This is a genomic window from Bacillus mexicanus, from assembly GCF_050445615.1.
Lineage (GTDB): Bacteria > Bacillota > Bacilli > Bacillales > Bacillaceae > Bacillus > Bacillus mexicanus.
In genome coordinates, this window is the sequence record NZ_JBCEYV010000001.1 from 1 (window position 1) to 26,496 (window position 26,496).

Annotated in this window: 27 protein-coding genes, 21 tRNA genes, 2 rRNA genes and 1 riboswitch; of the genes, 39 read left to right on the top strand and 11 right to left on the bottom strand. The window is 44.6% G+C overall.

Features of this window, described 5'->3' with window-relative positions; all coding sequences use genetic code 11:
* The 23 genes from AAGG74_RS00005 to AAGG74_RS00115 all read left to right on the top strand — a co-directional run.
* Nucleotides 1-87: ribosomal RNA gene (locus AAGG74_RS00005) — 23S ribosomal RNA — on the top strand; the annotation flags it as partial.
* 53 nt (nucleotides 88-140) lie between these two features.
* A 5S ribosomal RNA gene (rrf, locus tag AAGG74_RS00010) occupies nucleotides 141-256 on the top strand.
* Nucleotides 257-278: 22 nt separating this feature from the next.
* Nucleotides 279-354 (top strand) — tRNA-Val (locus tag AAGG74_RS00015).
* 25 nt (nucleotides 355-379) lie between these two features.
* Nucleotides 380-455: transfer RNA gene (locus AAGG74_RS00020), tRNA-Thr, on the top strand.
* 37 nt (nucleotides 456-492) lie between these two features.
* Nucleotides 493-568: transfer RNA gene (locus tag AAGG74_RS00025), tRNA-Lys, on the top strand.
* Between the two features lie 10 nt (nucleotides 569-578).
* Nucleotides 579-665: transfer RNA gene (locus AAGG74_RS00030), tRNA-Leu, on the top strand.
* Nucleotides 666-670: 5 nt separating this feature from the next.
* Nucleotides 671-745: transfer RNA gene (locus AAGG74_RS00035), tRNA-Gly, on the top strand.
* A 14-nt stretch (nucleotides 746-759) separates the two neighbouring features.
* Nucleotides 760-845: transfer RNA gene (locus AAGG74_RS00040), tRNA-Leu, on the top strand.
* Between the two features lie 9 nt (nucleotides 846-854).
* Nucleotides 855-931, top strand: a tRNA-Arg gene (locus AAGG74_RS00045).
* A gap of 15 nt (nucleotides 932-946) precedes the next feature.
* A tRNA-Pro gene (locus AAGG74_RS00050) sits at nucleotides 947-1,023 on the top strand.
* Between the two features lie 5 nt (nucleotides 1,024-1,028).
* Nucleotides 1,029-1,101: transfer RNA gene (locus AAGG74_RS00055), tRNA-Ala, on the top strand.
* A gap of 20 nt (nucleotides 1,102-1,121) precedes the next feature.
* A tRNA-Met gene (locus AAGG74_RS00060) sits at nucleotides 1,122-1,198 on the top strand.
* 2 nt (nucleotides 1,199-1,200) lie between these two features.
* A tRNA-Ile gene (locus tag AAGG74_RS00065) sits at nucleotides 1,201-1,277 on the top strand.
* A gap of 6 nt (nucleotides 1,278-1,283) precedes the next feature.
* Nucleotides 1,284-1,376 (top strand) — tRNA-Ser (locus AAGG74_RS00070).
* A 17-nt stretch (nucleotides 1,377-1,393) separates the two neighbouring features.
* Nucleotides 1,394-1,470: transfer RNA gene (locus tag AAGG74_RS00075), tRNA-Met, on the top strand.
* Nucleotides 1,471-1,478: 8 nt separating this feature from the next.
* Nucleotides 1,479-1,555: transfer RNA gene (locus AAGG74_RS00080), tRNA-Asp, on the top strand.
* 12 nt (nucleotides 1,556-1,567) lie between these two features.
* Nucleotides 1,568-1,643 (top strand) — tRNA-Phe (locus AAGG74_RS00085).
* A gap of 19 nt (nucleotides 1,644-1,662) precedes the next feature.
* A tRNA-His gene (locus AAGG74_RS00090) sits at nucleotides 1,663-1,738 on the top strand.
* 9 nt (nucleotides 1,739-1,747) lie between these two features.
* Nucleotides 1,748-1,821, top strand: a tRNA-Gly gene (locus AAGG74_RS00095).
* 15 nt (nucleotides 1,822-1,836) lie between these two features.
* Nucleotides 1,837-1,913: transfer RNA gene (locus tag AAGG74_RS00100), tRNA-Ile, on the top strand.
* Nucleotides 1,914-1,923: 10 nt separating this feature from the next.
* Nucleotides 1,924-1,998 (top strand) — tRNA-Asn (locus AAGG74_RS00105).
* Nucleotides 1,999-2,001: 3 nt separating this feature from the next.
* Nucleotides 2,002-2,092 (top strand) — tRNA-Ser (locus AAGG74_RS00110).
* Between the two features lie 30 nt (nucleotides 2,093-2,122).
* Nucleotides 2,123-2,194 (top strand) — tRNA-Glu (locus AAGG74_RS00115).
* A 236-nt stretch (nucleotides 2,195-2,430) separates the two neighbouring features.
* On the opposite strand, the gene AAGG74_RS00120 is transcribed toward AAGG74_RS00115, so the two are convergent.
* Together AAGG74_RS00120 and AAGG74_RS00125 are read right to left on the bottom strand one after the other, a co-directional pair.
* Complete coding sequence (locus AAGG74_RS00120) at nucleotides 2,431-2,898, bottom strand: TspO/MBR family protein (protein ID WP_429674180.1); 468 nt, start codon at nucleotides 2,896-2,898, stop codon at nucleotides 2,431-2,433.
* 342 nt (nucleotides 2,899-3,240) lie between these two features.
* Nucleotides 3,241-3,960 carry a yteA family sporulation protein gene (locus tag AAGG74_RS00125; protein WP_429674181.1) on the bottom strand — a complete coding sequence of 240 codons (720 nt, stop codon included), beginning with the start codon at nucleotides 3,958-3,960 and terminating at the stop codon, nucleotides 3,241-3,243.
* 291 nt (nucleotides 3,961-4,251) lie between these two features.
* Here AAGG74_RS00125 and AAGG74_RS00130 point away from each other — a divergent pair, with 291 nt between their 5' ends.
* From AAGG74_RS00130 to menC, 6 genes are all read left to right on the top strand, one after another.
* Nucleotides 4,252-5,667, top strand: coding sequence for an isochorismate synthase (locus AAGG74_RS00130; protein WP_429674182.1), 1,416 nt, complete (start codon nucleotides 4,252-4,254; stop codon nucleotides 5,665-5,667).
* Nucleotides 5,664-7,406, top strand: coding sequence for a 2-succinyl-5-enolpyruvyl-6-hydroxy-3-cyclohexene-1-carboxylic-acid synthase (gene menD, locus AAGG74_RS00135; RefSeq protein WP_429674183.1), 1,743 nt, complete (start codon nucleotides 5,664-5,666; stop codon nucleotides 7,404-7,406). Before AAGG74_RS00130 ends, menD begins: the two co-directional genes overlap by 4 nt.
* Nucleotides 7,394-8,218 (top strand): 2-succinyl-6-hydroxy-2,4-cyclohexadiene-1-carboxylate synthase, encoded by an 825-nt coding sequence (gene menH, locus AAGG74_RS00140; protein ID WP_429674184.1) that lies wholly within the window; start codon nucleotides 7,394-7,396, stop codon nucleotides 8,216-8,218. Before menD ends, menH begins: the two co-directional genes overlap by 13 nt.
* A 34-nt stretch (nucleotides 8,219-8,252) precedes the next feature.
* Entirely contained in the window at nucleotides 8,253-9,071 is an 819-nt protein-coding gene (gene menB, locus AAGG74_RS00145; RefSeq protein WP_003219322.1) for a 1,4-dihydroxy-2-naphthoyl-CoA synthase, read from the top strand.
* Nucleotides 9,072-9,161: 90 nt separating this feature from the next.
* Nucleotides 9,162-10,622 (top strand): o-succinylbenzoate--CoA ligase, encoded by a 1,461-nt coding sequence (locus tag AAGG74_RS00150; RefSeq protein ID WP_429674186.1) that lies wholly within the window; start codon nucleotides 9,162-9,164, stop codon nucleotides 10,620-10,622.
* Nucleotides 10,619-11,734 (top strand): o-succinylbenzoate synthase, encoded by a 1,116-nt coding sequence (menC, locus tag AAGG74_RS00155; RefSeq protein WP_429674187.1) that lies wholly within the window; start codon nucleotides 10,619-10,621, stop codon nucleotides 11,732-11,734. The genes AAGG74_RS00150 and menC overlap by 4 nt, the downstream gene beginning before the upstream one ends.
* Nucleotides 11,735-12,093: 359 nt before the next feature.
* Here menC and AAGG74_RS00160 read toward each other — a convergent pair whose 3' ends face one another.
* The 3 genes from AAGG74_RS00160 to AAGG74_RS00170 are packed head-to-tail and all read right to left on the bottom strand — an operon-like array spanning nucleotide 12,094 to nucleotide 14,720.
* A complete protein-coding gene (locus AAGG74_RS00160) occupies nucleotides 12,094-12,252 on the bottom strand; it encodes a DUF1540 domain-containing protein (RefSeq protein WP_162101201.1) in 159 nt (52 codons plus the stop codon).
* A 53-nt stretch (nucleotides 12,253-12,305) separates the two neighbouring features.
* Nucleotides 12,306-13,346 (bottom strand): cytochrome d ubiquinol oxidase subunit II, encoded by a 1,041-nt coding sequence (locus AAGG74_RS00165; protein WP_429674188.1) that lies wholly within the window; start codon nucleotides 13,344-13,346, stop codon nucleotides 12,306-12,308.
* A 42-nt stretch (nucleotides 13,347-13,388) separates the two neighbouring features.
* The gene (locus AAGG74_RS00170; RefSeq protein ID WP_162101199.1) at nucleotides 13,389-14,720 is read right to left on the bottom strand and encodes a cytochrome ubiquinol oxidase subunit I; all 1,332 of its coding nucleotides are present in this window, start codon (nucleotides 14,718-14,720) and stop codon (nucleotides 13,389-13,391) included.
* Nucleotides 14,721-14,922: 202 nt separating this feature from the next.
* Here AAGG74_RS00170 and AAGG74_RS00175 point away from each other — a divergent pair, with 202 nt between their 5' ends.
* Nucleotides 14,923-15,171: a type B 50S ribosomal protein L31 gene (locus AAGG74_RS00175; protein ID WP_024714695.1), complete on the top strand. Its 249-nt coding sequence runs from the start codon at nucleotides 14,923-14,925 to the stop codon at nucleotides 15,169-15,171.
* A gap of 115 nt (nucleotides 15,172-15,286) precedes the next feature.
* Nucleotides 15,287-15,850 (top strand): beta-class carbonic anhydrase, encoded by a 564-nt coding sequence (locus AAGG74_RS00180; protein WP_225493607.1) that lies wholly within the window; start codon nucleotides 15,287-15,289, stop codon nucleotides 15,848-15,850.
* Here the strand turns inward: AAGG74_RS00180 and yidD are convergent.
* Nucleotides 15,847-16,074 (bottom strand): membrane protein insertion efficiency factor YidD, encoded by a 228-nt coding sequence (yidD, locus tag AAGG74_RS00185; RefSeq protein WP_162101197.1) that lies wholly within the window; start codon nucleotides 16,072-16,074, stop codon nucleotides 15,847-15,849. The two genes, AAGG74_RS00180 and yidD, sit on opposite strands and share 4 nt — an antisense overlap.
* Before the next feature lie 127 nt (nucleotides 16,075-16,201).
* On the opposite strand from yidD, the gene AAGG74_RS00190 reads away from it, so the two are divergent.
* Nucleotides 16,202-16,675, top strand: a complete 474-nt coding sequence (locus tag AAGG74_RS00190; RefSeq protein WP_003219361.1) for an S-ribosylhomocysteine lyase — start codon at nucleotides 16,202-16,204, stop codon at nucleotides 16,673-16,675.
* Between the two features lie 120 nt (nucleotides 16,676-16,795).
* Nucleotides 16,796-17,233, top strand: a complete 438-nt coding sequence (locus AAGG74_RS00195) for a FixH family protein (RefSeq protein ID WP_162101196.1) — start codon at nucleotides 16,796-16,798, stop codon at nucleotides 17,231-17,233.
* On the opposite strand, the gene ytzI is transcribed toward AAGG74_RS00195, so the two are convergent.
* Nucleotides 17,227-17,367, bottom strand: coding sequence for a YtzI protein (gene ytzI, locus AAGG74_RS00200; RefSeq protein ID WP_202923582.1), 141 nt, complete (start codon nucleotides 17,365-17,367; stop codon nucleotides 17,227-17,229). The two genes, AAGG74_RS00195 and ytzI, sit on opposite strands and share 7 nt — an antisense overlap.
* A 131-nt stretch (nucleotides 17,368-17,498) precedes the next feature.
* Between ytzI and AAGG74_RS00205 the strand changes: the two genes are divergently transcribed.
* The 3 genes from AAGG74_RS00205 (at nucleotide 17,499) to ytkD (ending at nucleotide 19,197) form a co-directional block, all read left to right on the top strand.
* On the top strand, nucleotides 17,499-17,936 hold the full coding sequence (locus tag AAGG74_RS00205; protein ID WP_162101194.1) for a Dps family protein: 438 nt from the start codon (nucleotides 17,499-17,501) through the stop codon (nucleotides 17,934-17,936).
* A gap of 168 nt (nucleotides 17,937-18,104) precedes the next feature.
* Complete coding sequence (locus AAGG74_RS00210; protein WP_162101193.1) at nucleotides 18,105-18,509, top strand: phage holin family protein; 405 nt, start codon at nucleotides 18,105-18,107, stop codon at nucleotides 18,507-18,509.
* Nucleotides 18,510-18,720: 211 nt separating this feature from the next.
* Entirely contained in the window at nucleotides 18,721-19,197 is a 477-nt protein-coding gene (ytkD, locus tag AAGG74_RS00215; protein ID WP_162101192.1) for an RNA deprotection pyrophosphohydrolase, read from the top strand.
* A 26-nt stretch (nucleotides 19,198-19,223) separates the two neighbouring features.
* On the opposite strand, the gene AAGG74_RS00220 is transcribed toward ytkD, so the two are convergent.
* The 3 genes from AAGG74_RS00220 to AAGG74_RS00230 are packed head-to-tail and all read right to left on the bottom strand — an operon-like array spanning nucleotide 19,224 to nucleotide 21,810.
* Nucleotides 19,224-20,036 (bottom strand): ABC transporter permease, encoded by an 813-nt coding sequence (locus tag AAGG74_RS00220; protein ID WP_429674190.1) that lies wholly within the window; start codon nucleotides 20,034-20,036, stop codon nucleotides 19,224-19,226.
* The gene (locus AAGG74_RS00225; RefSeq protein WP_429674191.1) at nucleotides 20,011-20,793 is read right to left on the bottom strand and encodes an ABC transporter ATP-binding protein; all 783 of its coding nucleotides are present in this window, start codon (nucleotides 20,791-20,793) and stop codon (nucleotides 20,011-20,013) included. The genes AAGG74_RS00220 and AAGG74_RS00225 overlap by 26 nt, the downstream gene beginning before the upstream one ends.
* Nucleotides 20,794-20,805: 12 nt before the next feature.
* Entirely contained in the window at nucleotides 20,806-21,810 is a 1,005-nt protein-coding gene (locus tag AAGG74_RS00230) for an ABC transporter substrate-binding protein (protein ID WP_429674192.1), read from the bottom strand.
* 150 nt (nucleotides 21,811-21,960) lie between these two features.
* Between AAGG74_RS00230 and AAGG74_RS00235 the strand changes: the two genes are divergently transcribed.
* Both AAGG74_RS00235 and AAGG74_RS00240 read left to right on the top strand, forming a co-directional pair.
* A complete protein-coding gene (locus AAGG74_RS00235; protein WP_162101188.1) occupies nucleotides 21,961-22,734 on the top strand; it encodes an alpha/beta hydrolase family protein in 774 nt (257 codons plus the stop codon).
* Between the two features lie 51 nt (nucleotides 22,735-22,785).
* Entirely contained in the window at nucleotides 22,786-23,028 is a 243-nt protein-coding gene (locus tag AAGG74_RS00240; RefSeq protein WP_162101187.1) for a DUF2584 domain-containing protein, read from the top strand.
* 38 nt (nucleotides 23,029-23,066) lie between these two features.
* Here the strand turns inward: AAGG74_RS00240 and pckA are convergent, their stop codons facing one another.
* Entirely contained in the window at nucleotides 23,067-24,650 is a 1,584-nt protein-coding gene (gene pckA / locus AAGG74_RS00245) for a phosphoenolpyruvate carboxykinase (ATP) (RefSeq protein WP_429674193.1), read from the bottom strand.
* Nucleotides 24,651-24,848: 198 nt separating this feature from the next.
* A riboswitch (SAM riboswitch) is annotated at nucleotides 24,849-24,987 on the top strand.
* Between the two features lie 167 nt (nucleotides 24,988-25,154).
* Between pckA and metK the strand changes: the two genes are divergently transcribed.
* Entirely contained in the window at nucleotides 25,155-26,357 is a 1,203-nt protein-coding gene (gene metK, locus AAGG74_RS00250; RefSeq protein ID WP_162101185.1) for a methionine adenosyltransferase, read from the top strand.
* Nucleotides 26,358-26,496: the final 139 nt, after the last annotated feature.

The following is a 26,496-nucleotide window of genomic DNA, read 5'->3' on the forward strand; positions in this document are numbered from 1 at the left end:
TGAAAGATGATCAGGTTGATAGGTCTGAGGTGGAAGTGTGGCGACACATGGAGCTGACAGATACTAATCGATCGAGGACTTAACCACATTTGAATGATGTTACATCTGTTATCTAGTTTTGAGAGAACACTCTCAACTTGTTTGGTGGCGATAGCGAAGAGGTCACACCCGTTCCCATGCCGAACACGGAAGTTAAGCTCTTCAGCGCCGATGGTAGTCGGGGGTTTCCCCCTGTGAGAGTAGGACGCCGCCAAGCAATTGCACGTTAGTGCAATTATGGAGGATTAGCTCAGCTGGGAGAGCATCTGCCTTACAAGCAGAGGGTCGGCGGTTCGAGCCCGTCATCCTCCACCATTATACATATCGGTTTTACATATAGGCCGGTGTAGCTCAATTGGTAGAGCAACTGACTTGTAATCAGTAGGTTGGGGGTTCAAGTCCTCTTGCCGGCACCACTTTTATATGTTATTATATTCAAGTCTCTTATAAGAAGAGCCATTAGCTCAGTTGGTAGAGCATCTGACTTTTAATCAGAGGGTCGAAGGTTCGAGTCCTTCATGGCTCACCATTTCCATATTGCGGATGTGGCGGAATTGGCAGACGCGCTAGAATCAGGCTCTAGTGTCTTTACAGACGTGGGGGTTCAAGTCCCTTCATCCGCACCAATTTTGCGGAAGTAGTTCAGTGGTAGAACACCACCTTGCCAAGGTGGGGGTCGCGGGTTCGAATCCCGTCTTCCGCTCCAACTATACCATCCACGCCGGGGTGGTGGAATTGGCAGACACACAGGACTTAAAATCCTGCGGTAGGTGACTACCGTGCCGGTTCAAGTCCGGCCCTCGGCATTGATTTTTGCGCCCGTAGCTCAATTGGATAGAGCGTTTGACTACGGATCAAAAGGTTAGGGGTTCGACTCCTCTCGGGCGCGCCATCATCTACATGAAATCGGGAAGTAGCTCAGCTTGGTAGAGCACATGGTTTGGGACCATGGGGTCGCAGGTTCGAATCCTGTCTTCCCGACCATTCTTGGGGCCTTAGCTCAGCTGGGAGAGCGCCTGCTTTGCACGCAGGAGGTCAGCGGTTCGATCCCGCTAGGCTCCACTTGGTTTCAATAAATATTTGGCGGTGTAGCTCAGCTGGCTAGAGCGTACGGTTCATACCCGTGAGGTCGGGGGTTCGATCCCCTCCGCCGCTACCAATGGACCTTTAGCTCAGTTGGTTAGAGCAGACGGCTCATAACCGTCCGGTCGTAGGTTCGAGTCCTACAAGGTCCACCACTATACGGAGGAATACCCAAGTCTGGCTGAAGGGATCGGTCTTGAAAACCGACAGGGGTGTCAAAGCCCGCGGGGGTTCGAATCCCTCTTCCTCCTCCATATATACTTTTAATCATCGCGGGGTGGAGCAGTTCGGTAGCTCGTCGGGCTCATAACCCGAAGGTCGCAGGTTCAAATCCTGCCCCCGCAACCAAAATAAATGGTCCGGTAGTTCAGTTGGTTAGAATGCCTGCCTGTCACGCAGGAGGTCGCGGGTTCGAGTCCCGTCCGGACCGCCATTTTAAATATAAGGCTCGGTAGCTCAGTTGGTAGAGCAACGGACTGAAAATCCGTGTGTCGGCGGTTCGATTCCGTCCCGAGCCACCATTTATTAATATATGTTTTGGCGGTTGTGGCGAAGTGGTTAACGCACCAGATTGTGGCTCTGGCATTCGTGGGTTCGATTCCCATCAATCGCCCCAAATAAAGTTGCGGGTGTAGTTTAGTGGTAAAACCTCAGCCTTCCAAGCTGATGTCGTGGGTTCGATTCCCATCACCCGCTCCATTTCTATATCGTCATGGGCCTGTAGCTCAGCTGGTTAGAGCGCACGCCTGATAAGCGTGAGGTCGATGGTTCGAGTCCATTCAGGCCCACCATGACTTATATTCCACAGTAGCTCAGTGGTAGAGCTATCGGCTGTTAACCGATCGGTCGCAGGTTCGAATCCTGCCTGTGGAGCCAATTGGAGAAGTACTCAAGTGGCTGAAGAGGCGCCCCTGCTAAGGGTGTAGGTCGTGTAAGCGGCGCGAGGGTTCAAATCCCTCCTTCTCCGCCATATGATTACAAATATAAGTTCTCAACTATCGGCCCGTTGGTCAAGCGGTTAAGACACCGCCCTTTCACGGCGGTAACACGGGTTCGAATCCCGTACGGGTCATCCAGAAACCTTGTAGAATATGCAAGGTTTTTAATTTTTATAAATCCTGATATGCTTTAGAATTAACAGGTAAGCGAGGATTTTAACACTAGTCCTGAGAACAGAGTCTAATGGACAAAGCAAACAACTGTGGCGTTCGAACTCTATTTATTGCAGAAAGAAAAGAAGCGATATAAGTTATAAATGAAATTTTGTCAACAATCTGAAAAGCCGCTCTTACAGCGGCTTTTTTTGATTTACAGATTCATGGAATAGATTGTAAAAGATAAGAACGTTGCAAACGCACTCCATAATACATAAGGCAAAAGAAGATAGCTAGCAGCCATGCTGTATTTTTTTGCAATGAACATTAATAGGAATGCAGTGATCGCGACAAGCAAGCAGTCAATCGATGCAGCGAGCAAATTTTTTTGAGTGAATTGAAAATAGCTGAATGCCTGATTCAGCACGAAGTTAACCAAAAGTATTATCCAAAAGCTTTTCGCTTTTTTAAATGAACACGCTGCAAATACTATGGTAGCTGAAAGGGAGATCAGGGCAAACAGGATCGCCCAAACGATGCCGATCGCAGATCCTGTCGGTGTCCAGTTCGGTTTTTTCAGTGAATGGTACCATTGTTGGTCAATTGGAAACAAGTATCCTGCTGCTGAAAACAGCGCATAGGTAATTACAAAAACGGCTATGGCACCGACAATTTTCTTCATATTTGCAACCTCCATATGTATTTATTTTGCATTTGTACTTACCCTATCTTTTATAAAGATTAAACTCCCGATATGGGGAAAAGATGGGCTTAAATCAGTACTTTATTGGTTCTTATTTTTCCATAAAATAGATTTAGGAACGTATTTTTCGCGAATGACATCGTAAAGTCACTTATTAGAGAACTGATTAGCATCACATTGAATGTTTCGTCATTCCACACGAAGGAGAGTCTGTTGAAAAATTGCTGGAGGGCAAGCGACATGACATTGGGCAGCAAAAGGGTTATTTGAAGCTGATGACCGATGTGATGAAAATGTACAAGAACCCCCTTTAACGGGGGTTCAATCAGCATGGAGGTCGCCGAATGTGGTCATGATTCCTTCTTCATCGAGTTCTTCCTCATAACGTTCATGGGCTCTGCTTTGATAAACTGTAATTTCTTTGCCTGTAATATCTGTTGCAATGAAATTTTCGTACGACTCTGTATTGCCGATATTTTCTTCGGCATTCATCGTCATATCATCATAGCTGAGCGGAGGGTTTTCCATATCCTGAGGTGTTGATGAGTTTCCGTATTTTTCGACGTCCTGGTAGGAATCTTCACTGTCATAAGGCGCTCTGATTTCTTCATCATCGTCAAATTCAAATTGTCCGAAAGGCGTTTCTTCTTCGATCGGACGGTCTTTGGAAATGACGTCCTGTGATGAATACTCTGCGAGCGTTGTGGCAGTCGGCAGCGCTTCAAGTCGATCGTAAGGGATTTCCTTTCCGCTGACTTCGCAAATGCCGTACGTACCGTTTTCTATCGCTTTCAATGAATGTTCGATGTCCCGAAGATGCTCTCGCTCATGCAAGTCGAGTGCGATGTCTTTTTCACGTTCGTAGAGCTCTGTTGCCTGATCGCCGGGGTGGTTGTCGTAAGCAGAAAGCTCGCCCCATGAATCATAAGGAAAGGCAGAGTTAAGCTGAAAATGGTCATTGTCTTTGAAACGGTTTAAGATATCTTTTTTTGTTTGTTCCAGTTCATGTTTCAAGTGTTGAAGCTGGTCTTTTGTAAGCAATGTAATCGCCTCATTTCTCTGTGATGCATACCATTAGTATGAACAGATCACCTGAGAACTTTCATAAATAGCGAGTGGATAAATATAGGCGGTTTACCTTATATGGTAAACGGATACAACCTTTGCTATCAGTGGAGAAAGAAATTTGAGGTTTGTTTCTTTTTCATTTCTGAAATTAGGTTTATAATAGGTAAGGCAGGCCATTTGGACTGCCTGATCTGTGTGTTTGACACAAAGGAGACACAGGTGTATGGTATTAAAAGCATTTTAAGGATTATGGAGGAATGTCTCATGGTGACAACGGTGCAGCGTACGTTCCGAAAGGAAGTTCTACATGCATTACATAAAGCCAAAGAAGTCAACCATGCTGTCTTAATAAGCTATTCGAGACAAATCGAGTCTCTTGACCCTCTATCATTTTTCAATTACGGAGCAAAAAAATATACAGGCAATCGATTTTTTTGGTCAGATCCTGAAAGTGAATTGACAATAGTCGGTCTTGGCAAAGAAGCGGTTTTCCAGACAAATGAAAAAAACAGCGAGCGGTATCGTGAGGTGTTTGAACAATGGGAACGCTTTAAAAAGACGGCTTTTCATATTTATGAAGAAGAAAAGCTGCATCATTCTGCAGTGGGACCTGTTCTGTTCGGAGGATTTTCTTTTGACCCTTACGAAGAAAGAGGTACACAATGGAACCATTTCTCGGAAGGGGATTTCTTCGTGCCTGCGCTTATGCTGACGATGACTGCCGAAGGCCCGTGCTTAACAGTCAACAGATGGATAAGCGGAGAGGAAGACGCAGAGGCTGTTTTGGATGACTTAACATCTTTTGCAGCTGAATGTAAGGTTCCTGACTTTAATCAAGAAAATCAAGCTGTGATTGAAGCCTCTCAAGAGCTGGATAAGGATAATTGGCTGAAAGCAATTGAAGCGGCTACAAGTCAAATTAAAGAGAAACAATATGATAAAGTGGTTCTAGCTCGAGAGCTGCTGCTCACGTTTGATGGACCGGTCCAGATTGAACCGATGCTTAAAACACTTCTGAACGATCAGCAGACAAGCTATGTGTTTGCAATTGAGCAGGAAGGAAAAACCTTTGTCGGTGCATCTCCGGAAAGACTGATCAAAAGAGACGGCAACACTGTCATGTCTTCTTGTTTGGCTGGCTCTATTAAACGCGGTGAGAATGAAGAAGAAGACCGTCGAATGGGCCTTGAATTATTAAACGATGAAAAAAATCTGCTGGAGCATGATATTGTTGTAGGCATGATTCATGACGCTTTTGTATCAAGCTGTTCGGAGGTTGAAAAGCCTGACGGACCTCAATTGTACAAAACGAAAAGCGTTCAGCATTTATTTACGCCGATAGTCGGACAGCTTCGTGAGTCTGCTTCGCTTTTTGATTTAATTGAAAAGCTGCATCCCACACCGGCGCTTGGGGGCGAACCACAAAAAAAAGCGGTTGAAGTGATCAGAGAAATCGAACCGATGTCCCGCGGCTGGTATGCGGCTCCTATCGGCTGGATTGACAGCCAGAATAACGGGGAATTTGCAGTAGCCATCCGTTCAGGATTAATCGAAGGCAGCACAGCAAGGCTATTTGCCGGATGCGGCATTGTGGAAGACTCAGACCCTCAGTCAGAGTATGAAGAAACTCAGATTAAATTAAAGCCGATGATCTCTGCGTTAGGAGGTGAGAGGCGTTGACAGTCAACCCAATTACTCATTACATCGGAAGTTTTATTGATGAATTCGCCCTTTCCGGGATTACGGATGCCGTCGTTTGTCCAGGCTCTAGGTCTACACCGCTGGCTATTCTTGCAGCCGCGCATCCTGATATTAACGTCCATGTCCAAATTGATGAAAGGTCTGCCGGGTTTTTTGCTTTAGGGCTGGCGAAAGCAAAGCAGCATCCCGTGCTTTTGATCTGTACATCGGGAACAGCGACGGCCAACTTTTATCCGGCAGTAATTGAAGCTCATTATTCAAGAGTGCCAATTATTGTATTAACTGCTGATCGGCCTCACGAGCTGCGTGAAGTAGGCGCACCGCAGGCTATTAATCAGCATTTCTTATTCGGCCAATTTGTTAAGTTTTTCACAGACTCTGCTCTTCCTGAAGAGTCTCCGCATATGCTGAGATATATCCGAACGCTGGCCGGGCGTGCAGCCGGAGAAGCGCAAAAACGCCCAATGGGCCCTGTGCATGTGAATGTCCCGCTGCGGGAACCGCTGATTCCGGATCTTTCGGATGAGCCGTTTGGAAGGATGAGAACAGACCGTCACGTCTCTGTGAAAACGGGTATGCAATCTGTTGACCGCGAATCCCTGTCTGATGTAGCTGAAATGCTCACAGAGGCTGAAAAAGGCATGATCGTTTGCGGAGAGCTCCATAGTGATGCGGATAAGGAAAACATTATTGCGCTCTCAAAAGCGCTTCAGTATCCGATTTTAGCAGACCCACTCTCTAATTTACGGAACGGTGATCATGATAAAAGCACTGTTATTGATGCGTATGATTCATTTTTAAAAGATGATGAATTGAAGTCGAAACTTCGTCCTGATGTTGTCATCCGTTTTGGACCGATGCCTGTTTCAAAACCGGTTTTCTTATGGCTTAAGGATGACCCTGACATTCGGCAGATTGTGATTGACGAGGATGGCGGGTGGAGAGATCCGACACAGGCAAGCGCACATATGATTCACTGCAATCCATCTGCTTTTGCTGAAGCCATCATGGCAGAACATGCTGCTATGACTAAGTCATCAGAGTGGCTGGAAAAGTGGCAGTTTGTCAATAGCCGGTTCCGTGCGCACTTACAAACAATCAGCAGTGAAGAGATGTCGTTTGAAGGCAATCTCTACCGAATTCTTCAGCATCTCGTGCCTGCAAACAGTTCGCTGTTCGTCGGCAACAGCATGCCGATCAGGGATGTTGATACGTTTTTTGAAAACCAGGAACGAAACTTTCGAATTTATTCAAATCGTGGCGCAAATGGGATTGACGGTGTTGTCTCTTCTGCCATGGGGGTATGTGAAGGAACAAAAGCGCCTGTTACCCTCGTCATTGGAGATTTATCTTTTTATCACGATTTAAATGGACTGCTGGCAGCCAAAAAGCTTGGCATTCCGCTTACTGTGATTCTCGTGAATAATGACGGCGGCGGGATTTTCTCATTTTTGCCGCAGGCTTCTGAGAAGACACACTTTGAAGATTTGTTTGGCACACCGACAGGGCTCGATTTCAAGCATGCGGCTGCGCTTTACGGAGGAACGTATTCTTGCCCAGCGTCGTGGGATGAGTTCAAAGCAGCTTATGCACCGCAGGCAGATGAGCCCGGACTCCATTTGATCGAAATCAAAACGGATCGCCAATCGAGAGTTCAGCTCCATCGCGATATGCTGAATGAGGCTGTGCGGGAAGTGAAAAAGCAATGGGGACTGTAAGCATAACTGTTTCAGACGGTGTCCGATATGCGGTCACCGACGAACGGTCAAATGCTCTCGAAGCCGTCGTCTGTCTGCACGGGTTTACCGGCAGCAAACAATCATGGACTTTTCTTGATCGGATGCTGCCTGATTCCCGTTTGATCAAACTTGATTGTTTAGGGCATGGAGAAACTGATGCCCCGCTAAATAGGAATAGATACAGCATAAGCCGGCAAGTTTCTGACCTTGCCGAAATTTTTGATCAATTAAAACTTCACAAAGTGAAATTGATTGGGTATTCTATGGGAGGAAGGCTTGCTTATTCTTTTGCGGCGGCATATCCTGAACGAATATCGGCACTTGTGCTTGAAAGCACAACGCCTGGGCTTAAAACGCTTGAGGAACGGCGGGAACGGATCATGAGGGACCGGAAGCTTGCTGATTTTATTTTGCGTGACGGGATTAAAGCTTTTGTACAATATTGGGAGAACATCCCTTTGTTTTCATCCCAGCAGCATCTTGCTGAAGATATTCGCCACAGGATAAGGTCGGGCCGTTTGCGGAACAATAAGATTGGGCTTGCAAACAGTTTAAACGGTATGGGCACTGGTTCACAGCCTTCCTTGTGGAACCGTATAGAAAAAATAGACGTGCCTGTGCTTCTGATCTGCGGGGAGTGGGATGAAAAGTTTTGCGCCATCAATCAAGAGGTGCATAAGAAGCTCCCATCTAGTAGAATAGAGATTGTTCCAAAAGCCGGCCACACGGTCCATGTGGAACAGCCGCAAGTTTTTGGTAAAATAGTGAGTGAGTTTTTAACAAGCATCTGACTCATTCATATAGAGAATAAAAGGAGGTCATTATATGGCTGCAGAATGGAAAACCAAACGAACATACGATGAAATATTGTATGAAACGTATAATGGTATTGCAAAAATAACTATTAACCGCCCTGAGGTACATAACGCGTTTACACCTAAAACGGTTGCTGAAATGATTGATGCGTTTGCTGACGCAAGAGACGACCAAAACGTCGGGGTTATCGTGCTTGCCGGTGCCGGAGACAAAGCATTTTGTTCAGGCGGAGACCAAAAAGTGCGCGGTCATGGCGGATATGTAGGAGACGACCAGATTCCGCGTCTAAACGTATTGGATCTTCAGCGTTTAATCCGTGTCATTCCGAAACCGGTTGTCGCAATGGTGTCCGGATATGCGATCGGCGGAGGCCATGTGCTTCACATCGTATGTGACTTGACAATTGCTGCGGACAATGCGATTTTCGGACAGACAGGCCCTAAAGTCGGAAGCTTTGATGCTGGTTACGGTTCTGGCTACCTGGCTCGTATCGTAGGACATAAAAAAGCCCGTGAAATCTGGTACCTATGCCGTCAGTACAATGCTCAAGAAGCGCTTGACATGGGTCTTGTCAATACAGTCGTTCCATTGGAACAACTTGAAGAAGAAACGATTAAATGGTGTGAAGAAATGCTTGAAAAAAGCCCGACTGCACTTCGTTTTCTTAAAGCTGCGTTTAATGCGGATACAGATGGACTTGCTGGGATTCAGCAGTTTGCAGGGGATGCTACCCTACTTTACTACACAACTGATGAAGCGAAAGAAGGACGAGATTCCTTTAAGGAAAAACGCAAACCTGATTTCGGACAGTTCCCTCGTTTTCCGTGATCAGCAATACTTAGTAAACAAACAGCTTGAGACTTTGCGGTCCAAGCTGTTTTCTTTTCAATACAGACATTTTACCTCGGAGATGATGACATGCTGACAGAACAGCCCAACTGGCTCATGCAGCGAGCACAGCTGACACCTGAGAGAATTGCTCTCATCTATGAAGACCAAACCGTGACATTTGCAGAACTATTTGCCGCGTCTAAGCGAATGGCGGCGCGTCTTGCTGCTTATTCAGTCCGAAAGGGAGATACTGCGGCTATTTTGCTCCACAACCGTACAGAAATGGTATACGCCGTACATGCATGTTTTTTGCTTGGCGTGAAGGCGGTGCTTCTGAATACAAAGCTGTCAACACATGAAAGGCTGTTTCAGCTGGAGGATTCCGGCGCTCGCTTTTTGCTGACAGATTCAAGCTTTGACAAGCAAAATTATGAGCATACCGTTCAAACCATTGATGTGGATGAACTGATGAAAACAGCTGCTGAGGACATTGAGATTCAGGCCTATATGAAATTGGATCAAACGGCAACACTGATGTATACATCAGGTACGACCGGCAAACCAAAAGGGGTTCAGCAAACGTTCGGAAACCATTACTTCAGTGCGGTGTCATCTGCACTTAATTTGGGTATAACAGAACAAGACCGATGGCTTATTGCATTGCCGCTCTTTCACATCAGCGGATTGTCCGCATTATTTAAATCGGTAATCTACGGAATGACTGTTGTGCTTCACCAGCGTTTTTCCGTAAGCGATGTGCTGGATTCTATCAGCAGGCATCAAGTGACCATGATATCTGCGGTGCAGACCATGCTGGCTGGCCTTTTGGAAGAAACAAGCCGCTGTCCTGAATCTATCAGGTGTATTCTGCTCGGCGGGGGTCCTGCACCGCTGCCATTGCTTGAGGAGTGCCGAGAGAAAGGGTTCCCTGTTTTTCAATCATACGGAATGACTGAGACATGCTCACAAATTGTTACTCTGTCGCCGGAATTCAGTATGGAAAAGCTCGGATCTGCGGGGAAACCGCTGTTTTCATGTGAGATTAAAATAGAGCGAGACGGGCAGGTGTGTGAACCGTTTGAACACGGTGAAATCATGGTCAAAGGCCCGAATGTGATGAAAAGCTATTTTAATCGAAAGAGCGCAAACGAAGCCTCCTTTCAAAATGGCTGGCTGAAAACCGGTGATCTTGGATATTTGGACAGCGAAGGCTTTTTATATGTACTAGACAGACGTTCAGATCTGATCATATCAGGCGGAGAAAATATTTATCCGGCTGAAGTGGAGTCAGTCCTGCTTTCACATCCTTCTGTAGCTGAAGCTGGTGTTTCAGGAGCAGAGGATAAAAAATGGGGAAAGGTTCCACATGCCTATCTTGTCCTTCATAAGCCTGTGAGTGTAGAAGAATTAACCTCCTATTGCAAAGACCGCTTGGCGAAGTATAAAATTCCGGCGAAATTTTTTGAACTTGACCGACTGCCGCGCAATGCGTCTAATAAGCTCTTGCGAAATCAGCTGAAGGATGCGCGTAAAGGAGAACTGCTATGATCGAAGTCGAGAAAATTACACTTTATCATTTAAATATGAATTTAAAGAAACCGTTCAAAAACAGTATAGAAACGCTTCAGGAGCGGTCATTTCTGATCGTGGAAGCTGTCGATACATCAGGTGTTACTGGCTGGGGAGAAGTTTCTGCGTTCTCATCGCCTTGGTACACTGAGGAAACCATTGGAACATGTTTGCATATGTTAAAGGATTTTTTTATTCCCAACGTCGTCGGTCGTGAATTCAATCACCCCTCCGATGTGCCGGACAGTCTGGCACGCTATAAAGGAAACCGCATGGCAAAGGCGGGACTTGAATCGGCTGTCTGGGATATTTATGCGAAAAAGAAAGGCATATCTCTCGCCGAAGCATTGGGCGGAACAAGAGATAAAGTCCCTGCCGGGGTGGTTGTCGGTTTGGCGCCCCTTGACGATATGCTGAAAGAAATTGAGAGCTATCAAAAAGAAGGATATCAAAGAATAAAAATAAAAATTCAGCCTGGACAGGATGTGGAATTGGTCAAGGCTATCCGCAGCCGGTTCCCTAATATTCCGCTCATGGCCGATGCCAATTCTTCCTATGAGCTGAAGGATATCAGCCGCTTAAAGGAGCTTGATGAGTACCATTTAATGATGATTGAACAGCCTCTCCAAGCTGATGACATCGTTGATCACCGCCACTTACAGAAATACTTAAAAACGCCCATTTGCCTTGATGAAAGCATTTGTTCAGCAGATGATGCAAGGCGGGCGATAGAACTTGGAAGCTGCAAAATCATTAATATTAAGCCTTCTCGAGTTGGCGGCTTAACAGAAGCGTTAAAAATTCATGATTTATGCAGAGAGCATCATATGCAGGTTTGGTGCGGCGGAATGCTCGAAACTGGCATTTCAAGAGCGCAAAACGTGGCGCTTGCTTCATTGCCGCAATTCACAATACCTGGTGATATCTCATCATCTTCACGCTATTGGGCTGAGGATATTGTGACCCCTGATATCCATATTGAAAATGGATTTATTTCTGTGTCAAAACAGCCTGGTTTAGGGGTTGAAGTGAATCAGAACATTATGCGAAAATATGTGACCAAAATGGAAGTTTTTACGCAGCATGGGTAAGAAAAAAAGCATTTTGCTATTTTGAGTGAATGCCAGTGTGCTGTTATAGTAAAACTGTTCGTTGAATACATCCCTTCTCGTTTGGACCGGCTGCTGGCTCAGCCGGTTTTTTTGCAAACTAGGACTAGATTACAAACAGCTTCCAGCGTGGTTAAAAAACACTCTCTCCAAGATGAAAATATTTTTTGCCTCTATACATGCAGAGAGTTTATATTGAACTTTAGCACACAACCTTGAATTGCAAGGATTACGCATATTTGCTTTGGAGGACAGAAAACAAAGAAAGATATGGGGATACTCTGTACCTGTGATAGAAAAGGTGTGAAAAAACCACCCGTGATAATAACGGGTGGTTTTTATTACAAATCATGCGGCTTAAACGTTTTGCAGTCTGTTTCCTGACTATTATCAGCGGTTTCACCAGTATGGCTGACAACATAAATGGCGTCAGCGGTGCATTTGTTTCCTTTGCCCCAATAAGAACAGTTGTTGACTTCGCATAGAATTTTCTGCTCCATGCTATCCCCTCCTTATATAGGTTCTGGCTTAGTATAGCCGGCGGGCTTATCCTCTATTCCTCCTGGCGGATATACCGTTTATCTCGCATAAACATTCTCCAGAAGAAATAAAAGCCTGGGAAGAGAATGATAAATGCTACGATATACGTCGCGAATAGCGCTTTGAACGTTGCTGGCTCTGTGAAGCCTGACATGATAGTCACATCGGGGTAAATCATATACGGGAGATGTGCCTGTCCGTACGCGTAGCTTGCCAAAAAATACTGGACCGCAATGGCGACAAGCGCAAGCCGCGGCTTGCCGATGTTTTGGCCAAAGCTCTTGTTAGGCAGAAAAAGAGAAATTCCAGCAATAACAAATGTAATGAAAGATACAATAATCCAAGAGAAATCATTCATCATTCCGCTATACAGCCAGTTTGCTTCATTCCGCAGCGTCAGGATAATACATACAGCAAACAGAAGTGAAAGCGGGCCGGTAATCAAGGCGCTTTTCCTGTAAGCGCGGTACGCATCTTGTTCTTCCGCCACATTTGAAAAATCAGCAAGCAGCAGTGAAGACAAAAACAAAGTGCTTAAAATCGCAAACCCGATAAATGAATAGGCATTAGGGCTTGAAAAGATTTTAGACATGTTTAAGCTATAGATTCCGTTTGTTTTTTCGATAAACCCTCCGTGTGTCACTGGAAGCACCAAAATTAAAATAGCTGGGATGATAAAGCCGGATATGCCGGAAATATATCTTAGCACTTTCCGTTCTTTTGCTGTGTTTGAAAAAACGAGAAATCCGCTTCGGATGGCTAAAAACAGTAAAATCATACTCCCTGGAATTAATAGTACGGTTCCGAGCACAAACGTCGCGCCAGGGAAAAAGCTGAAAAGCGCCACGACGATGGCCACAATAAAGACATTTGTGACCTCCCATGTCGGAGACAGAAAGCGGTTTGCAATATCAGTAGCCTTCATGTGCTCCTTATTTAAATAGATCATAGACCAAAATCCCGCTCCAAAATCCATTGTCGCCATGACGGCGTAAATAAACACAAAGCCCCAGATAATTGAGATGGCAATCAGAGCATCAGTTGAAATGTCCATTAGCGGATCTTCCTTCCATTTAATTTCCTGTTTTTCGGAGTATTACGACTCCGTTGTATTTAAATCTTCGTCAACTGGGTGCTTGCGGAAATAGTACAGCAGCACGTAGACGACAGCTACGCCTAACACTGCATAAACAAATGTGAAAAATAAGAACAGCACCCCGATCGATCCAGTCGTTGTCACGACATCCGACGTTTTCAGGAGATGATAGATGACCCAAGGCTGTCTCCCCGTACAGGCGAAAATCCAGCCGAATTCAATGCCGATGAGACTAAAAGGGCCTGCCGTCAGGAAAATAACCAAAAGCCACGTTGGGAAACGGTCTTTCTTGAGCACCTTTCTCCAAACCACTCCGATAATGGAATAAAGGATAAGCAGCATGCCTACGCCTACCATCGCATTAAACAGCGTGTGAATGAAGAGCGGCGGCCATTCGTCTTTGGGAAATGCATTTAATCCTTTGACAACAGTGTCAAAGCGATTCGCTGCCAGAAAGCTTAACGCCCAAGGAATTTCAATGGCCCATTTTACCTTTTCTTCATTCGCATCGGTAAAACCGCCGATCGCGAGCGGGGCGTGTGATCTTGTTTCAAACAGGCCTTCCGCACCTGCTAATTTTTCGGGCTGGTATTCGTACAGCATCTGTGCAGATTCGTGTCCATTCAAAGCAGTCAGCAATGAAAAAATACCGCCGATCGTCAGTGCGAGCAAAAGGGCTTTCCGGTGAAAGCGATAAACCGATTCTTTTTTTCTTGTTCGGATCATTTTATATGCGGCCACAGAAGCCACAATGAAAGCACCCGTCATAAACGCGGACAAAACGACATGGCCGGCAGTGATAAAAAAGCTTGGGTTGAAGAATGCAGCCCATGGATCAACATCTGTAATTTTTCCGTTTAAAATTTTAAAACCTGCCGGTGTTCCTTCAAAAGCATGGACATTGGTGATCAGAACAGCCGACGCTGCGGCTCCGACTAACACAAAGATAACGGCAACAATCCTCATAACTGGTGACAAGCGGTCTGCGGCGTATACATAAATTGACATAAAAAGAGCTTCTATAAAAAAAGCATAGATTTCAATTTGAAATGGCAGGGACATGACCCGGCCGATCACTTCCATAAATCCCGGCCATAAAAGCGCAAGCTGAGTACCGGCAATCGTCCCTGTCGGTATGGCAACCCCCAGCAAAACGGCTTGTGCTTTCGTCCATCTTTTTGCCATGATCGCATAATGGTCATCTTTCGTCTTTTGATAGATCAATTCCGCCGCTAAAATCATCAGCGGAAGGCCAACTCCAAGCGTTGCGAAAATGATATGAAAGCCCATTGTTGTGCCAAAAAGGCTTCTGGCCAATACTAAATCATCCATCATCATAAACCACCTTTCTAAAGAGACGTTCTGTATGTATTTTGGGTTTATTATTTGCTTCCTTGGTTAGATTATTCTTCCTATTTTTCAATGCCATGAAGTTTATGATGAGAACATACAGGGAAGGATATAATTGACAAAATGATTGCAGAGATATAAAATAAAACGTAATTATTTCGATTTGAAGGAAGGAGAGTTACACATGAAAGAAGGAATTCACCCAAAGAACCACAAAGTCATATTTCAGGATGTCAACAGCGGCTACCGTTTTCTCAGCACATCTACTAAAACATCTAATGAAACAGCAGAGTGGGAAGACGGCAGCACATATCCTGTCATTAAAGTAGAAGTAAGCTCTGACACGCATCCATTCTATACAGGCCGCCAGAAATTCAATGAAAAAGGCGGGAGAGTTGAGCAGTTCAAAAAACGCTACAATATGGGGAAATGAGGCAGACCTGAGGGTTTGTCTTTTTTCTTGCCGCGGTTCATTTCGGTAAGATGACGAATAGACTGCCGCTGTGATATATTAAAGAGTAAAAAGGATGGAAAGGATATTACTAGCTATGAGCTTAATAAATGATATTCTGGAATTTAACAAGACATTTACTGAACAAAAAGATTATGAAAAGTATCAGACTTCAAAATTTCCAGATAAAAAAATGGCGATTCTTTCTTGTATGGACACACGTTTAGTTGAACTGCTACCGCATTCAATGAATATGCGAAATGGTGATGTGAAAATCATTAAAAGTGCTGGTGCGCTTGTGACACACCCATTCGGCAGCATCATGAGAAGTTTGCTTGTCGCAGTGTACGAGCTGAACGCCGATGAAGTATGTGTAATCGGGCATCACGATTGCGGCATGAGCAAAATCAGCAGTGAAAGCATGCTGAATAGAATGACAGAAAGAGGAATTCCGGAAGAACGCATCGACACATTAAGATTTTCGGGTGTGGACTTTGATCAATGGTTTAAAAGCTTTGATTCAGTGGAAGCAAGTGTAAAAGACAGCGTAGACGTGATTAAGCATCATCCGCTGTTTCCGGAAGATGTTCCTGTCCATGGTTTAGTCATTGATCCTGAAACCGGAAAACTCGATCTTGTCGTAAACGGTTATCGCGATTAACGCTTTCGTTTCTTTTCAGGGACGGGATCGACTCCTCCCGGATGGAACGGGTGGCATTTCAAAATCCGTTTGATTGTCAGCCAGCCGCCTTTTAAAGCGCCATGCGTTTTAATCGCTTCAATCCCGTATTGGGAACACGTCGGATAAAAGCGGCATGCTGGCGGCGTCAAGGGCGAGATGAATTTTTGATATCCTCTGATCAGGGTGATAAATAGGGTTTTCATATATCTTCAGCAACCTTTCTGATGCAAGTATAAGAAAAAAAACACAGATTGAAAAGTTATTCGATAATTCTTATCGGAAAGGTATGTTATAATAAAACTACATTTTTAAAAAAGGGAGAGTGCCATTATGCCTTCAGTAGAAAGTTTTGAGCTTGATCATAATGCGGTTGTTGCTCCATATGTAAGACATTGCGGTGTGCATAAGGTGGGAACAGACGGCGTTGTCAATAAATTTGATATTCGTTTTTGCCAGCCAAATAAACAGGCGATGAAGCCTGACACTATTCACACGCTCGAGCATTTGCTGGCGTTTACGATTCGTTCTCATGCAGAGAAATATGATCATTTTGATATCATTGATATTTCTCCAATGGGCTGCCAAACAGGCTACTATCTTGTTGTAAGCGGGGAGCCGACATCAGCGGAAATCGTTGATCTGCTTGAAGACACAATGAAGGAAGCGGTGGAAATTACCGAAATTCCGGCTGCCAATGAAAAGCAATGCGGCCAAGCGAAGCTTCATGATCTAGAAGGAGCTAAACGTCTCATGCGTTTCTGGCTGTCGCAAGATAAAGAAGAATTGCTGAAAGTATTTGGCTAAACAGAAAGAGACCTTTTTGCGTTTATGCAAAAAGGTCTTTTTTGTGACGACTTTTTATTTTGTGTACCTTTTGTTGTAAGCGTTTGCTACTATGTAGGTAAATGATGAAAGGGTGATGGCATGAAAAAGATGCTGGTTGTGCTGCTTTTTTCTGCATTTTTCTTTAACGGCTGTGAATCTGGCGAAAACACAGCGAATACAGATGAGACGCCCGAGGTATTGAATGTCAAGCTGACCGGCCCTGAAAAAGTAAATGCCAGAGAAAATGCTGTATATGAAGCAGCTATTTCATATGGTGATGAAGCGGTGACAGATGCCGATGAAGTGGAGTTTGAAGTATGGAAAGAAGGGGAAAAAGACGCCAGCCAAATATTTAAAGCAAAGCAGGAAAAAGGCGTATATCGCTTGGACACAATATTTAAGGAAGATGGTGTATATACTGTCCAATCCCATGTCACAGCAAAAAAACAGCACAGCATGCCGACCTTAAAAGTTCAAGTCGGTGACGCCCATGCTGCCAGCGATCAGTCTGAAGACAGGCAATCGCACTCTCATTGATTTTTTGAATCAGAACGAGTTTCTTGCGGAGGATCAATGGTGTGCTTTACATTATAGGCTCTCACAGTCGTCCAAATGGTAACGAGCAAAACAGCCAGCACAATCAAAATACTTACAGTAATGAGAAGCATCATGACTTTCCACCTCCCGTTTTTTAACAATTGTAGCACAGCGGAAGAAATCGTAACAGATAAGCGGTGAAAAAGAGGTTTTAACGTACGATATTAAGGGTATACATAGACATATAACAAGGAGGAAGATAATCATGTCAGAACAATTGATTCAAGCAGTGAACAAACAAGTAGCCAACTGGACCGTCATGTATGTCAAACTACATAATTATCACTGGTATGTGAAAGGGAAACACTTTTTCACTCTTCACGAAAAGTTTGAGGAGCTGTATAACGAAACAGCAACTTACATTGATGACTTAGCAGAACGTCTTTTGGCGCTCGATGGAAAACCGATTGCAACAATGAAGGAATCCTTGGAAACGGCTTCTGTAAAAGAAGCGGCAGGAAATGAAACGGCTGAGCAAATGGTTCAAAGCCTATATGATGATTTCACAGTGATTGCGGAAGAGCTGAAAAAAGGCATGGATTTAGCTGATGAAGTCGGAGATGAAACAACAGGGGACATGCTTCTTGCGATCCATCAAAATATTGAAAAACACAACTGGATGCTGAAAGCTTACCTAGGTTAGGTCCAAAAAGGAGAAAGGCCGGATGTCTTATAAAAGATGTCCGGCTTTTGATGTTGCATCCGAAAATCAGGCAACAACCAGTCCATTTTTCTGAAAAATCCAATCCGTTCGGCTTGTTTTCCATAGAATATATCGTAAGGCCGTTTCTGTGAAAGGATGTTGGGATAAATGGGCAGAGACTTTGGCATCTTTTCGTTTTTAGCAGTCAGCGTGTCGGCGGCAGGGTTTTTTTTCGGAGGTTTTCAGTACTCATTTCTTATTTTGCTTTCTCTTATGGCAATTGAATTTATCAGTACGACTTTGAAGGAATCGATTATTCACAAACTGACGTTTAAAATGGTATTTGCCCGATTTGCTAAAAAATTAGTTACGCTGGCTCTGATCTCTGTATGCCACTTTTTTGATCAGCTGCTGAATACACAGGGGTCAATGCGTGACTTGGCTATTATGTTTTATATTCTTTATGAATCCGTGCAAATTGTTGTAACAGCCAGCTCTCTTGGTATACCGGTTCCTCAGATGCTTATCGATCTTTTAGAAACATTAAAAAATAAAATCAAGCGCAAACCGTAACTTTTCCCTGTTTACGGGTCATAATAAAGCCCAGAGCGCTGGTCGCACATTCTGGCAAAAGGCATGGCAAAAAACTGTACGAGCTGGTATGCATGCTTTAGACCTTCATAGCGTGCTGGGTTCCCCTTATTTTTTGATAAAAGGCTTCCGAAGAAACGTAACTATGGTATGATGTATGGAAGATAGCTAGGAACGGATTTGAGGGATAAACATGTACGAGTTTAAAGATTATTATCAGAATACTGTTCAGCTTTCCTTTGACGATCAGCCTTTCTCAGACAGCCCGAAGCATGTCTGGGTGATTTGCCGTTTTGGAGACAAATGGCTGTTAACAGAACATGAGGACAGAGGCTATGAGTTTCCAGGCGGGAAAGTAGAGCCGATGGAGGGCGCGGAAGAAGCGGCACTCCGGGAAGTAAAGGAAGAGACGGGAGCGCGAGTGAAAAGCCTGCGGTACCTCGGACAGTATAAAGTTCTCGGTAAAGAAAAAGTGATTGTGAAAAATATATATTTTGCACATATAGAAAAGCTCGAAAAGCAAGCTGATTACTTTGAAACGAAAGGTCCGGTATTATTTCATGAACTGCCGGAGAACCTTTCACGCAATAAAAAATTCAGCTTTATTATGAAAGATTCCGTTCTTCCGATCTGTTTGAAAAAACTGAAAGAAGCTGGATGGATCGAATAAAAAAACCCGGCCATGTGCCGGGTTTTTTATGTCCTGCCTTTCGTCCATTTCTTTTCCAGCAGCTCTACGCCCTGATACATCAAAGTGGCGAATATGGCGATGATCAGCAGGCTTAAGAAGACGAGTGTGAAATTGAAGACTTGGAAACCGTAAATAATCATGTATCCTAAACCGACCTTAGACACAAGGAATTCCCCTACAATGACGCCAACCCATGATAAACCAACATTTACTTTCAGTGTCGAAATAATAGCGGGGGAGGATGCGGGCAGAATCACTTCCTTAAAAATGCCCCGTTTTTTTGAGCCAAATGTTTTCATGACTTTTATATAGTTTTCGTCAACCTCCTGAAAAGCGGTGTATACAACGATGGTCGTGATAATCACACTAATGGTGGCCCCCATTGCAATAATGCTGATCAAACTGGGGCCGAGCGCGACAATCAGAATCGGGCCGAGCGCCACTTTCGGCATTGCATTCAAGATAACAAGGTACGGATCTAAAATTCTGGCAAGCCGCTTGGACCACCATAACAAAGCAGCAAGACACGTGCCCGTAAACGTTCCAAGTAAAAAGCCCAGCACTGTTTCGACTAAAGTGACACCGATATGTGACAGTAAAGACCCATCACCGAGTTTCTCCAGCAATAAATGCCATACAGCTGACGGAGAACTGAAGATCAGCGGATCAATCCAGCCGAGCCTGCTGGAAATTTCCCATCCCGAGAAAAAGAGAATAAATATGGCAAGCTGAAAGGAATGGACATTCCATTTTTCCTTTTTTTGTTTGAGTTGATATTGCTCATGAAGCAGATCAATCGTTTCTTTGCTGTTTCTCAAGAGAGTTCAGCTCCTTCCATATCGTTTGAAACAGCGTCTGGAAGGCTGGCTCTTGGCGGGCGTCAAAAGGCATCATCGCGGCCAACTCCTTAGGAATGGTGAAAATCTGATGAATGGTGCCCGGCTGATTTGAAAATAAATAGATCGTATCGCTCATCGCTATCGCTTCTCCTATATCATGTGTGACTAGCACTGCTGTTTTTTGATACTCCTTTAATGTGCGGAATACCAGGTTTTCCAATGACAGCTTTGTCTGAAAATCGAGCGCGGAAAATGGCTCATCCAGCAAAAGCAGACTTGGATTTGGCGCTAGAGTTCTTGCAAGCGCAGCTCGCTGGCGCATTCCGCCTGACAGCTCTTTCGGGTATTTCTTTTCCACGTCTATGAGACCGAATTCCGGCAATAGACCGAGTGCAGCAGCCTTGCTTTCTTCCGTCAGCGTGTCGGCGATTTTTAAACCAAGAAGTACATTTTCCTCGATAGATTTCCAGGGAAATAAATAATCCTGCTGAAGCATGTAGCCAATGTTATGTTCTTTTTGATTCGGCTCACGGCCTTCAATCAGAACTCTGCCTTCTGCTGGCTCAATCAGGCCGGCAATAATGGAAAGCAATGTTGTTTTTCCGCAGCCGCTTGGGCCGAGAAACGAGATGAAATCGCCTTTATCAGCATCAAAGTGAATATCCCGCACGGCCGTTGTTTTTTCTTTAATAGAAAAATAAGTATGGGTTACATGGTCGACATGTAAGAAAGACATAGATGGCGCCTCCTATTTTTCCGAGGTGACTTTTTCGGCAATTTGTTTATTTACAAGCTCATTGTATGGAATATGCTTTGGCAATTCTCCCGATTGATCCATAATGGTTTGAAGTAGCTCCCATTCTTTTTCGTTGAGCAGGGGATCTGGTGAATACGAATGTTGCTTCTTGTAGCGTTCAATCGAAGTTTCAATGACTGCCGGATCAATATCAGCAAATTCGTTTTTAATGGCGTCCGTAATGTCTTTTGCTGAGTGATTTCCCACCCACTGCTGTGCCTTATAAATGGCTTTTGTAAACTTAACAGCTGTGTCCTCGTGTTTTTTCAGATAGCTTTGTTTCGCCATAAAAGTCGTATAAGGAACCTGGCCTGATTCTTCTCCGAATGAAGCCACGATATGTCCGATGCCTTTTTTCTCAAAAAGAGAGGCTTGCGGTTCAAAGAGCTGTACATAGTCACCGGTTCCAGAAGCAAATGCATTGGCGGTATTAGCGAAGTCTATGTTTTGGATGAGATCAATCTCCTTATGCGGCTCAATCTTATGTTTGTTCAGCACATATTCACCGACCATTTGCGGCATGCCGCCTTTTCTTTGGCCGAGAAATGTTTTTCCTTTTAGCTGATCCCAGTCGAAGTGTTCAATATCCTCTCTCGCGACAAGAAACGTACCATCTGTTTGTGTCAGCTGGGCGAAATTAACGACAGGATCTTTAGCCCCTTGCGATTTGACATAAATTGATGTTTCTGACCCGACAAGTGCGATGTCTGAGCCGTTTGAAAGAAGCGATGTCATTGTTTTATCACCGCCCCATGTTGTATTTACATCGATATCAAGCCCTTCTTCCTCGAAAAATCCCTTAGACTCAGCAACATATAAAGGGGCGTAAAAAATCGAATGGGTCACTTCAGCTACTTTGATTTTGGTAAGTGTGTCTTGCTGCTTGCAAGCCGTCAGAGCGATCATTAGAAATATACTGCCGACACAAGCGCAGCCCAGCCTTAACCATTTGTTCACATGGACAACCTCCTTATTTAGCATCATGTAAATACCCTATTTTGCTTTACATATCGTATGATGGGTATAAAAATGTGTGAATGCCTAATGGGGTTCTCAGGATGTCACTTTAGAGTAAGGGAAGCATATAGAAAAAAGGAGGCGGCTTTTTTGATTATTGAGAAAAGAAGATTTCCGTCGCCAAGCCAGCAAGTACGTCTGTATACGATCTGCTATCTATCAAATGGCTTGCGTGTGAAGGGGCTTCTGGCTGAACCGGCGGCACAGGGGCAATATGATGGATTTTTATATTTGCGCGGCGGGATTAAAAGCGTAGGCATGGTTCGGCCGGGCCGGATTATCCAGTTTGCATCTCAAGGGTTTGTTGTGTTTGCTCCTTTTTATAGAGGGAATCAAGGAGGAGAGGGCAATGAGGATTTTGCCGGTGAAGACAGGGAGGATGCTTTTTCTGCATTTCAACTGCTTCAGCAGCATCCAAAAGTCAAGAAGAACAGAATCCATATCTTCGGCTTTTCCCGCGGCGGAATTATGGGAATGCTCACTGCGATTGAAATGGGCCGGCAAGCGGCTTCGTTTGTTTCCTGGGGAGGCGTCAGCGATATGGTCCTTACATATGAGGAGCGGCAGGATTTGCGGCGGATGATGAAAAGAGTCATTGGCGGAACGCCGAAAAAGGTGCCTGAAGAATACAAATGGAGAACACCGTTTGATCAAGTAAATAAGATCCAGGCTCCTGTGCTGTTAATTCATGGAGCAAAAGACCAAAACGTTTCGATTCAGCATTCCTATTTATTTGAAGAGAAGCTAAAACAGCTGCATAAGCCGGTGGAGACGTGGTATTACAGTGCATTCACACATTATTTTCCGCCAAAAGAAAACCGGCGTATCGTGCGGCAGCTTACACAATGGATGAAAAACCGCTGAGGGTGAAATATGGTATGATAAAAGGAAAAGAGAACGAAAGGGGATCTCACTTTGGGAATGCCTGTTGAATTTAATACACTGATTGTGACAAAAGGAAAAGAAGTGCGCATAGATGAAAATATATTCACGCTAGAGAAAGACGGATATCGTGTGTATCCCATGGAGATTCCGATGGATGTGCGGAAAACAAAGTTCGGCGAAAAGTCAGGCACAGCTGAAGTGCAGAAGCTTCAATGGGAAGACGGCCGAACCCTCATTACGTACAAGCTGACTTCACTGCATTCTGTTAATTAAAACAAGCCAAGAGCGTTATTGCTCTTGGCTTTTGTTTGTTAAACGAGAGGGCCGCCTGCCTGTGCTATAGCATCTGTATGTGCGAACTTTTTAAAATTCTCTTTGAATTCTTCTGCGAGGTAAGCTGCCTTTTCTCTATATTCTTCCTTGTTCTTCCACGTGTTTTCCGGCTGAAGGATATGATCAGGAACGCCAGGAACGTGAAGCGGAATGTGCAGGCCGAAAATATCGTCAGTCATCATTTCAGCATCCTCTAATTTGCCTTCAATCGCTGCTTTGACCATCGCTCTCGTGTAAGAAAGCTTCATGCGTTCGCCTGTGCCGTAGCCGCCGCCGGTCCAGCCGGTATTGACCAAGAAAACGTCTGCGCCGTGTTCATCGATCTTTTGGCCGAGCATTTCAGCGTAGACGTGAGCAGGAAGCGGTAAAAACGGTGAGCCGAAGCATGTGGAAAACGTCGTCTCAGGAGACGTCACACCGCGTTCGGTTCCAGCTAGCTTGCTCGTATAGCCGCTCAAGAAATGGTACATCGCCTGTTCTTTCGTCAGCTTGCTGATCGGCGGCAGCACTCCGAATGCATCAGCCGTCAAAAATACAATCGCTGACGGGTGGCCTGCCATGCTCGGAGTTACAATGTTGTCAATCATATGAATCGGATAAGCCGCCCGCGTGTTTTCAGTATAGAAGGAATCATCATAATTGGCTTCCCGCGTACCTTCATCCACAACAACATTCTCGAGAACAGACCCAAAGCGGATCGCATTAAAAATCTGAGGCTCTTTTTCCTTGCTTAAATGAATACATTTAGCGTAGCACCCGCCTTCAATATTAAAGACGCCTGTGTCAGACCAGCCGTGTTCATCGTCGCCGATCAGCTTGCGATCAGCATCGGCTGAAAGGGTGGTTTTACCTGTGCCAGACAATCCGAAGAAAAGGGCGACATCACCTGTCTCACCGACATTGGCGGAGCAGTGCATGGATAGAATATTTCTTTCAGGGAGCAGGAAATTCATAATGGAGAAAATCGATTTTTTCATTTCCCCAGCATACTCTGTTCCGCCGATTAAGATCGTGCGCTTTTCGAAAGAGACAATAATAAACGTTTCGGAATGTGTGCCGTCTGTTTTTGAATCTGCTTTGAAATGTGGTGCAGAAAGAATCGTAAACGGCTGTTCAACTGTTTTCTTATCATTGCCTTCCGGGCGGATAAACAGCTGTCTGGCGAATAAATTGTGCCATGCGAACTCATTTACGACGGTGATCGGCAGCCTGTATTTTTCGTCTGCTCCGGCAAATCCTTCGAAAACGAACAGCTCATCTCGCTGCTTCAGATAGCTGACGACTTTCGCGTACAGCCGCTCAAATGCTTCTTCTGAAATCGGCTGATTCACCGGACCCCAATCGACCTTATGTTTCGTGCTTTCTTCCGCCACGATAAATTTGTCTTTAGGTGAACGTCCCGTATAAGCCCCTGTTGTCGCCCGGACAGCACCCGTAGAAGTTAAAATGCCTTCGTTGCGGGATAATACTTTTTCTGTAAGCTGTGCTGCTGATAAATTATGACACACATTTGGACTTGTTAATAATGCTTGTAAATCAGCGGTCAAATCAACTGAGTTCATATGAAACCTTCCTTTATCGTTTTTTTGTGTTTTGCTAATTGTGAATTAGTATAACATATATTTTTAAATAGTCTATACTATTTATCGTTTTTTGTGTATGCATATTCCAATCTTTTCCCTTGATATAGGCGCCTATTTCTTTTGAATCATATTGACATTGCAAACCTTTTTACGATAAGATATTTCATTGAGCGGATACTCTTATCCCGAGCTGGCGGAGGGACAGGCCCTATGAAGCCCAGCAACCGGTTTCTCTGTTATTTATTATGTTCAATTGTGTGAGACAACCAAGGTGCTAACCTGTTGCAAGGTTGTATGATTCCTTGAGCGATAAGAGTGAAAGGCACAAAGACCAAACCCTTTCCTCGATGGAAAAGGTTTTTTTATTTCATAAATATGCCAATTTACATTCTCTAATATAACGTTTCATTGTATAAGAGGGAGCGAGTTCCGTATCATATATACAAGGTCTTTCGGGAGGCCTTGTGCAGGAGGAAGCAAATCATGAGTAAAAATCGTCGTTTATTTACATCAGAATCTGTTACGGAGGGGCATCCGGATAAAATCTGTGACCAGATTTCTGACAGCATTTTAGATGAAATTTTAAAGAAAGACCCTAACGCGCGTGTTGCTTGTGAAACATCTGTGACAACTGGCTTAGTTCTTGTCAGCGGAGAGATCACAACATCTACGTATGTTGACATTCCGAAAACCGTTCGCCAAACCATTAAAGAGATCGGATACACACGTGCGAAATACGGATTTGATGCGGAAACTTGTGCAGTTTTAACATCAATTGACGAGCAATCTGCTGATATTGCGATGGGTGTAGACCAAGCGCTTGAAGCCCGTGAAGGCACAATGAGCGACGAAGAAATTGAAGCGATCGGTGCGGGTGACCAAGGTTTAATGTTCGGTTATGCGTGCAACGAAACGAAAGAGCTAATGCCTCTTCCAATTTCACTTGCTCATAAATTGGCCCGCCGCCTCAGTGAAGTCCGTAAAGAAGATATTCTTCCGTACCTTCGCCCTGACGGCAAAACACAGGTAACAGTTGAGTACGATGAACAGAACAAACCTGTTCGCATTGACGCGATTGTCATTTCAACTCAGCATCACCCTGAAATTACGCTTGAGCAAATCCAGCGTAACATTAAAGAACATGTGATCAACCCGGTTGTTCCTGAAGAGCTGATTGATGAGGAAACAAAATATTTCATCAACCCTACAGGACGTTTCGTTATCGGAGGGCCTCAAGGGGATGCTGGACTTACAGGACGCAAAATCATCGTTGATACGTATGGCGGCTATGCACGCCACGGCGGCGGCGCGTTCTCAGGTAAGGATGCGACGAAGGTAGACCGTTCTGCTGCATATGCAGCAAGATATGTTGCAAAAAACATCGTTGCGGCTGAGCTGGCAGATTCTTGCGAAGTGCAGCTTGCTTACGCGATCGGTGTTGCTCAGCCCGTGTCAATCTCAATCAACACTTTCGGTTCCGGAAAAGCTTCTGAGGAAAAACTGATTGAAGTTGTTCGCAATAACTTTGATTTACGACCTGCCGGCATTATCAAAATGCTTGATTTACGCCGTCCGATCTACAAACAAACTGCTGCATACGGCCACTTTGGACGCCACGATGTTGATCTTCCGTGGGAACGTACAGACAAGGCGGAGCAGCTGCGTAAAGAAGCGTTAGGAGAATAATTTTATAGCCGCTTACTGGTAAGCGGCTTTCCTTTTTTATCGTTGTATTCATGTTTATTTTTTTACATACTGTGAAACCAAATATTATTCACAGCGTCTATAAATAGGGGTTCAATGATGACAATTTTAATTATGGAGG

Coding starts and splice junctions, on each gene's coding strand:
- ytkD (WP_162101192.1), top strand. CDS start 18,721: ATGTACGAGTTTAAAGATTATTATCAGAATACTGTTCAGCTTTCCTTT.
- AAGG74_RS00170 (WP_162101199.1), bottom strand. CDS start 14,720: ATGGATGATTTAGTATTGGCCAGAAGCCTTTTTGGCACAACAATGGGC.
- AAGG74_RS00120 (WP_429674180.1), bottom strand. CDS start 2,898: ATGAAGAAAATTGTCGGTGCCATAGCCGTTTTTGTAATTACCTATGCG.
- AAGG74_RS00150 (WP_429674186.1), top strand. CDS start 9,162: ATGCTGACAGAACAGCCCAACTGGCTCATGCAGCGAGCACAGCTGACA.
- ytzI (WP_202923582.1), bottom strand. CDS start 17,367: ATGATGCTTCTCATTACTGTAAGTATTTTGATTGTGCTGGCTGTTTTG.
- AAGG74_RS00165 (WP_429674188.1), bottom strand. CDS start 13,346: ATGGACATTTCAACTGATGCTCTGATTGCCATCTCAATTATCTGGGGC.
- AAGG74_RS00190 (WP_003219361.1), top strand. CDS start 16,202: ATGCCTTCAGTAGAAAGTTTTGAGCTTGATCATAATGCGGTTGTTGCT.
- pckA (WP_429674193.1), bottom strand. CDS start 24,650: ATGAACTCAGTTGATTTGACCGCTGATTTACAAGCATTATTAACAAGT.
- AAGG74_RS00180 (WP_225493607.1), top strand. CDS start 15,287: ATGAGCTTAATAAATGATATTCTGGAATTTAACAAGACATTTACTGAA.
- menB (WP_003219322.1), top strand. CDS start 8,253: ATGGCTGCAGAATGGAAAACCAAACGAACATACGATGAAATATTGTAT.
- AAGG74_RS00130 (WP_429674182.1), top strand. CDS start 4,252: ATGGTGACAACGGTGCAGCGTACGTTCCGAAAGGAAGTTCTACATGCA.
- menH (WP_429674184.1), top strand. CDS start 7,394: ATGGGGACTGTAAGCATAACTGTTTCAGACGGTGTCCGATATGCGGTC.
- AAGG74_RS00210 (WP_162101193.1), top strand. CDS start 18,105: ATGGGCAGAGACTTTGGCATCTTTTCGTTTTTAGCAGTCAGCGTGTCG.
- AAGG74_RS00175 (WP_024714695.1), top strand. CDS start 14,923: ATGAAAGAAGGAATTCACCCAAAGAACCACAAAGTCATATTTCAGGAT.
- yidD (WP_162101197.1), bottom strand. CDS start 16,074: ATGAAAACCCTATTTATCACCCTGATCAGAGGATATCAAAAATTCATC.
- AAGG74_RS00195 (WP_162101196.1), top strand. CDS start 16,796: ATGAAAAAGATGCTGGTTGTGCTGCTTTTTTCTGCATTTTTCTTTAAC.
- metK (WP_162101185.1), top strand. CDS start 25,155: ATGAGTAAAAATCGTCGTTTATTTACATCAGAATCTGTTACGGAGGGG.
- AAGG74_RS00160 (WP_162101201.1), bottom strand. CDS start 12,252: ATGGAGCAGAAAATTCTATGCGAAGTCAACAACTGTTCTTATTGGGGC.
- menC (WP_429674187.1), top strand. CDS start 10,619: ATGATCGAAGTCGAGAAAATTACACTTTATCATTTAAATATGAATTTA.
- AAGG74_RS00225 (WP_429674191.1), bottom strand. CDS start 20,793: ATGTCTTTCTTACATGTCGACCATGTAACCCATACTTATTTTTCTATT.
- AAGG74_RS00205 (WP_162101194.1), top strand. CDS start 17,499: ATGTCAGAACAATTGATTCAAGCAGTGAACAAACAAGTAGCCAACTGG.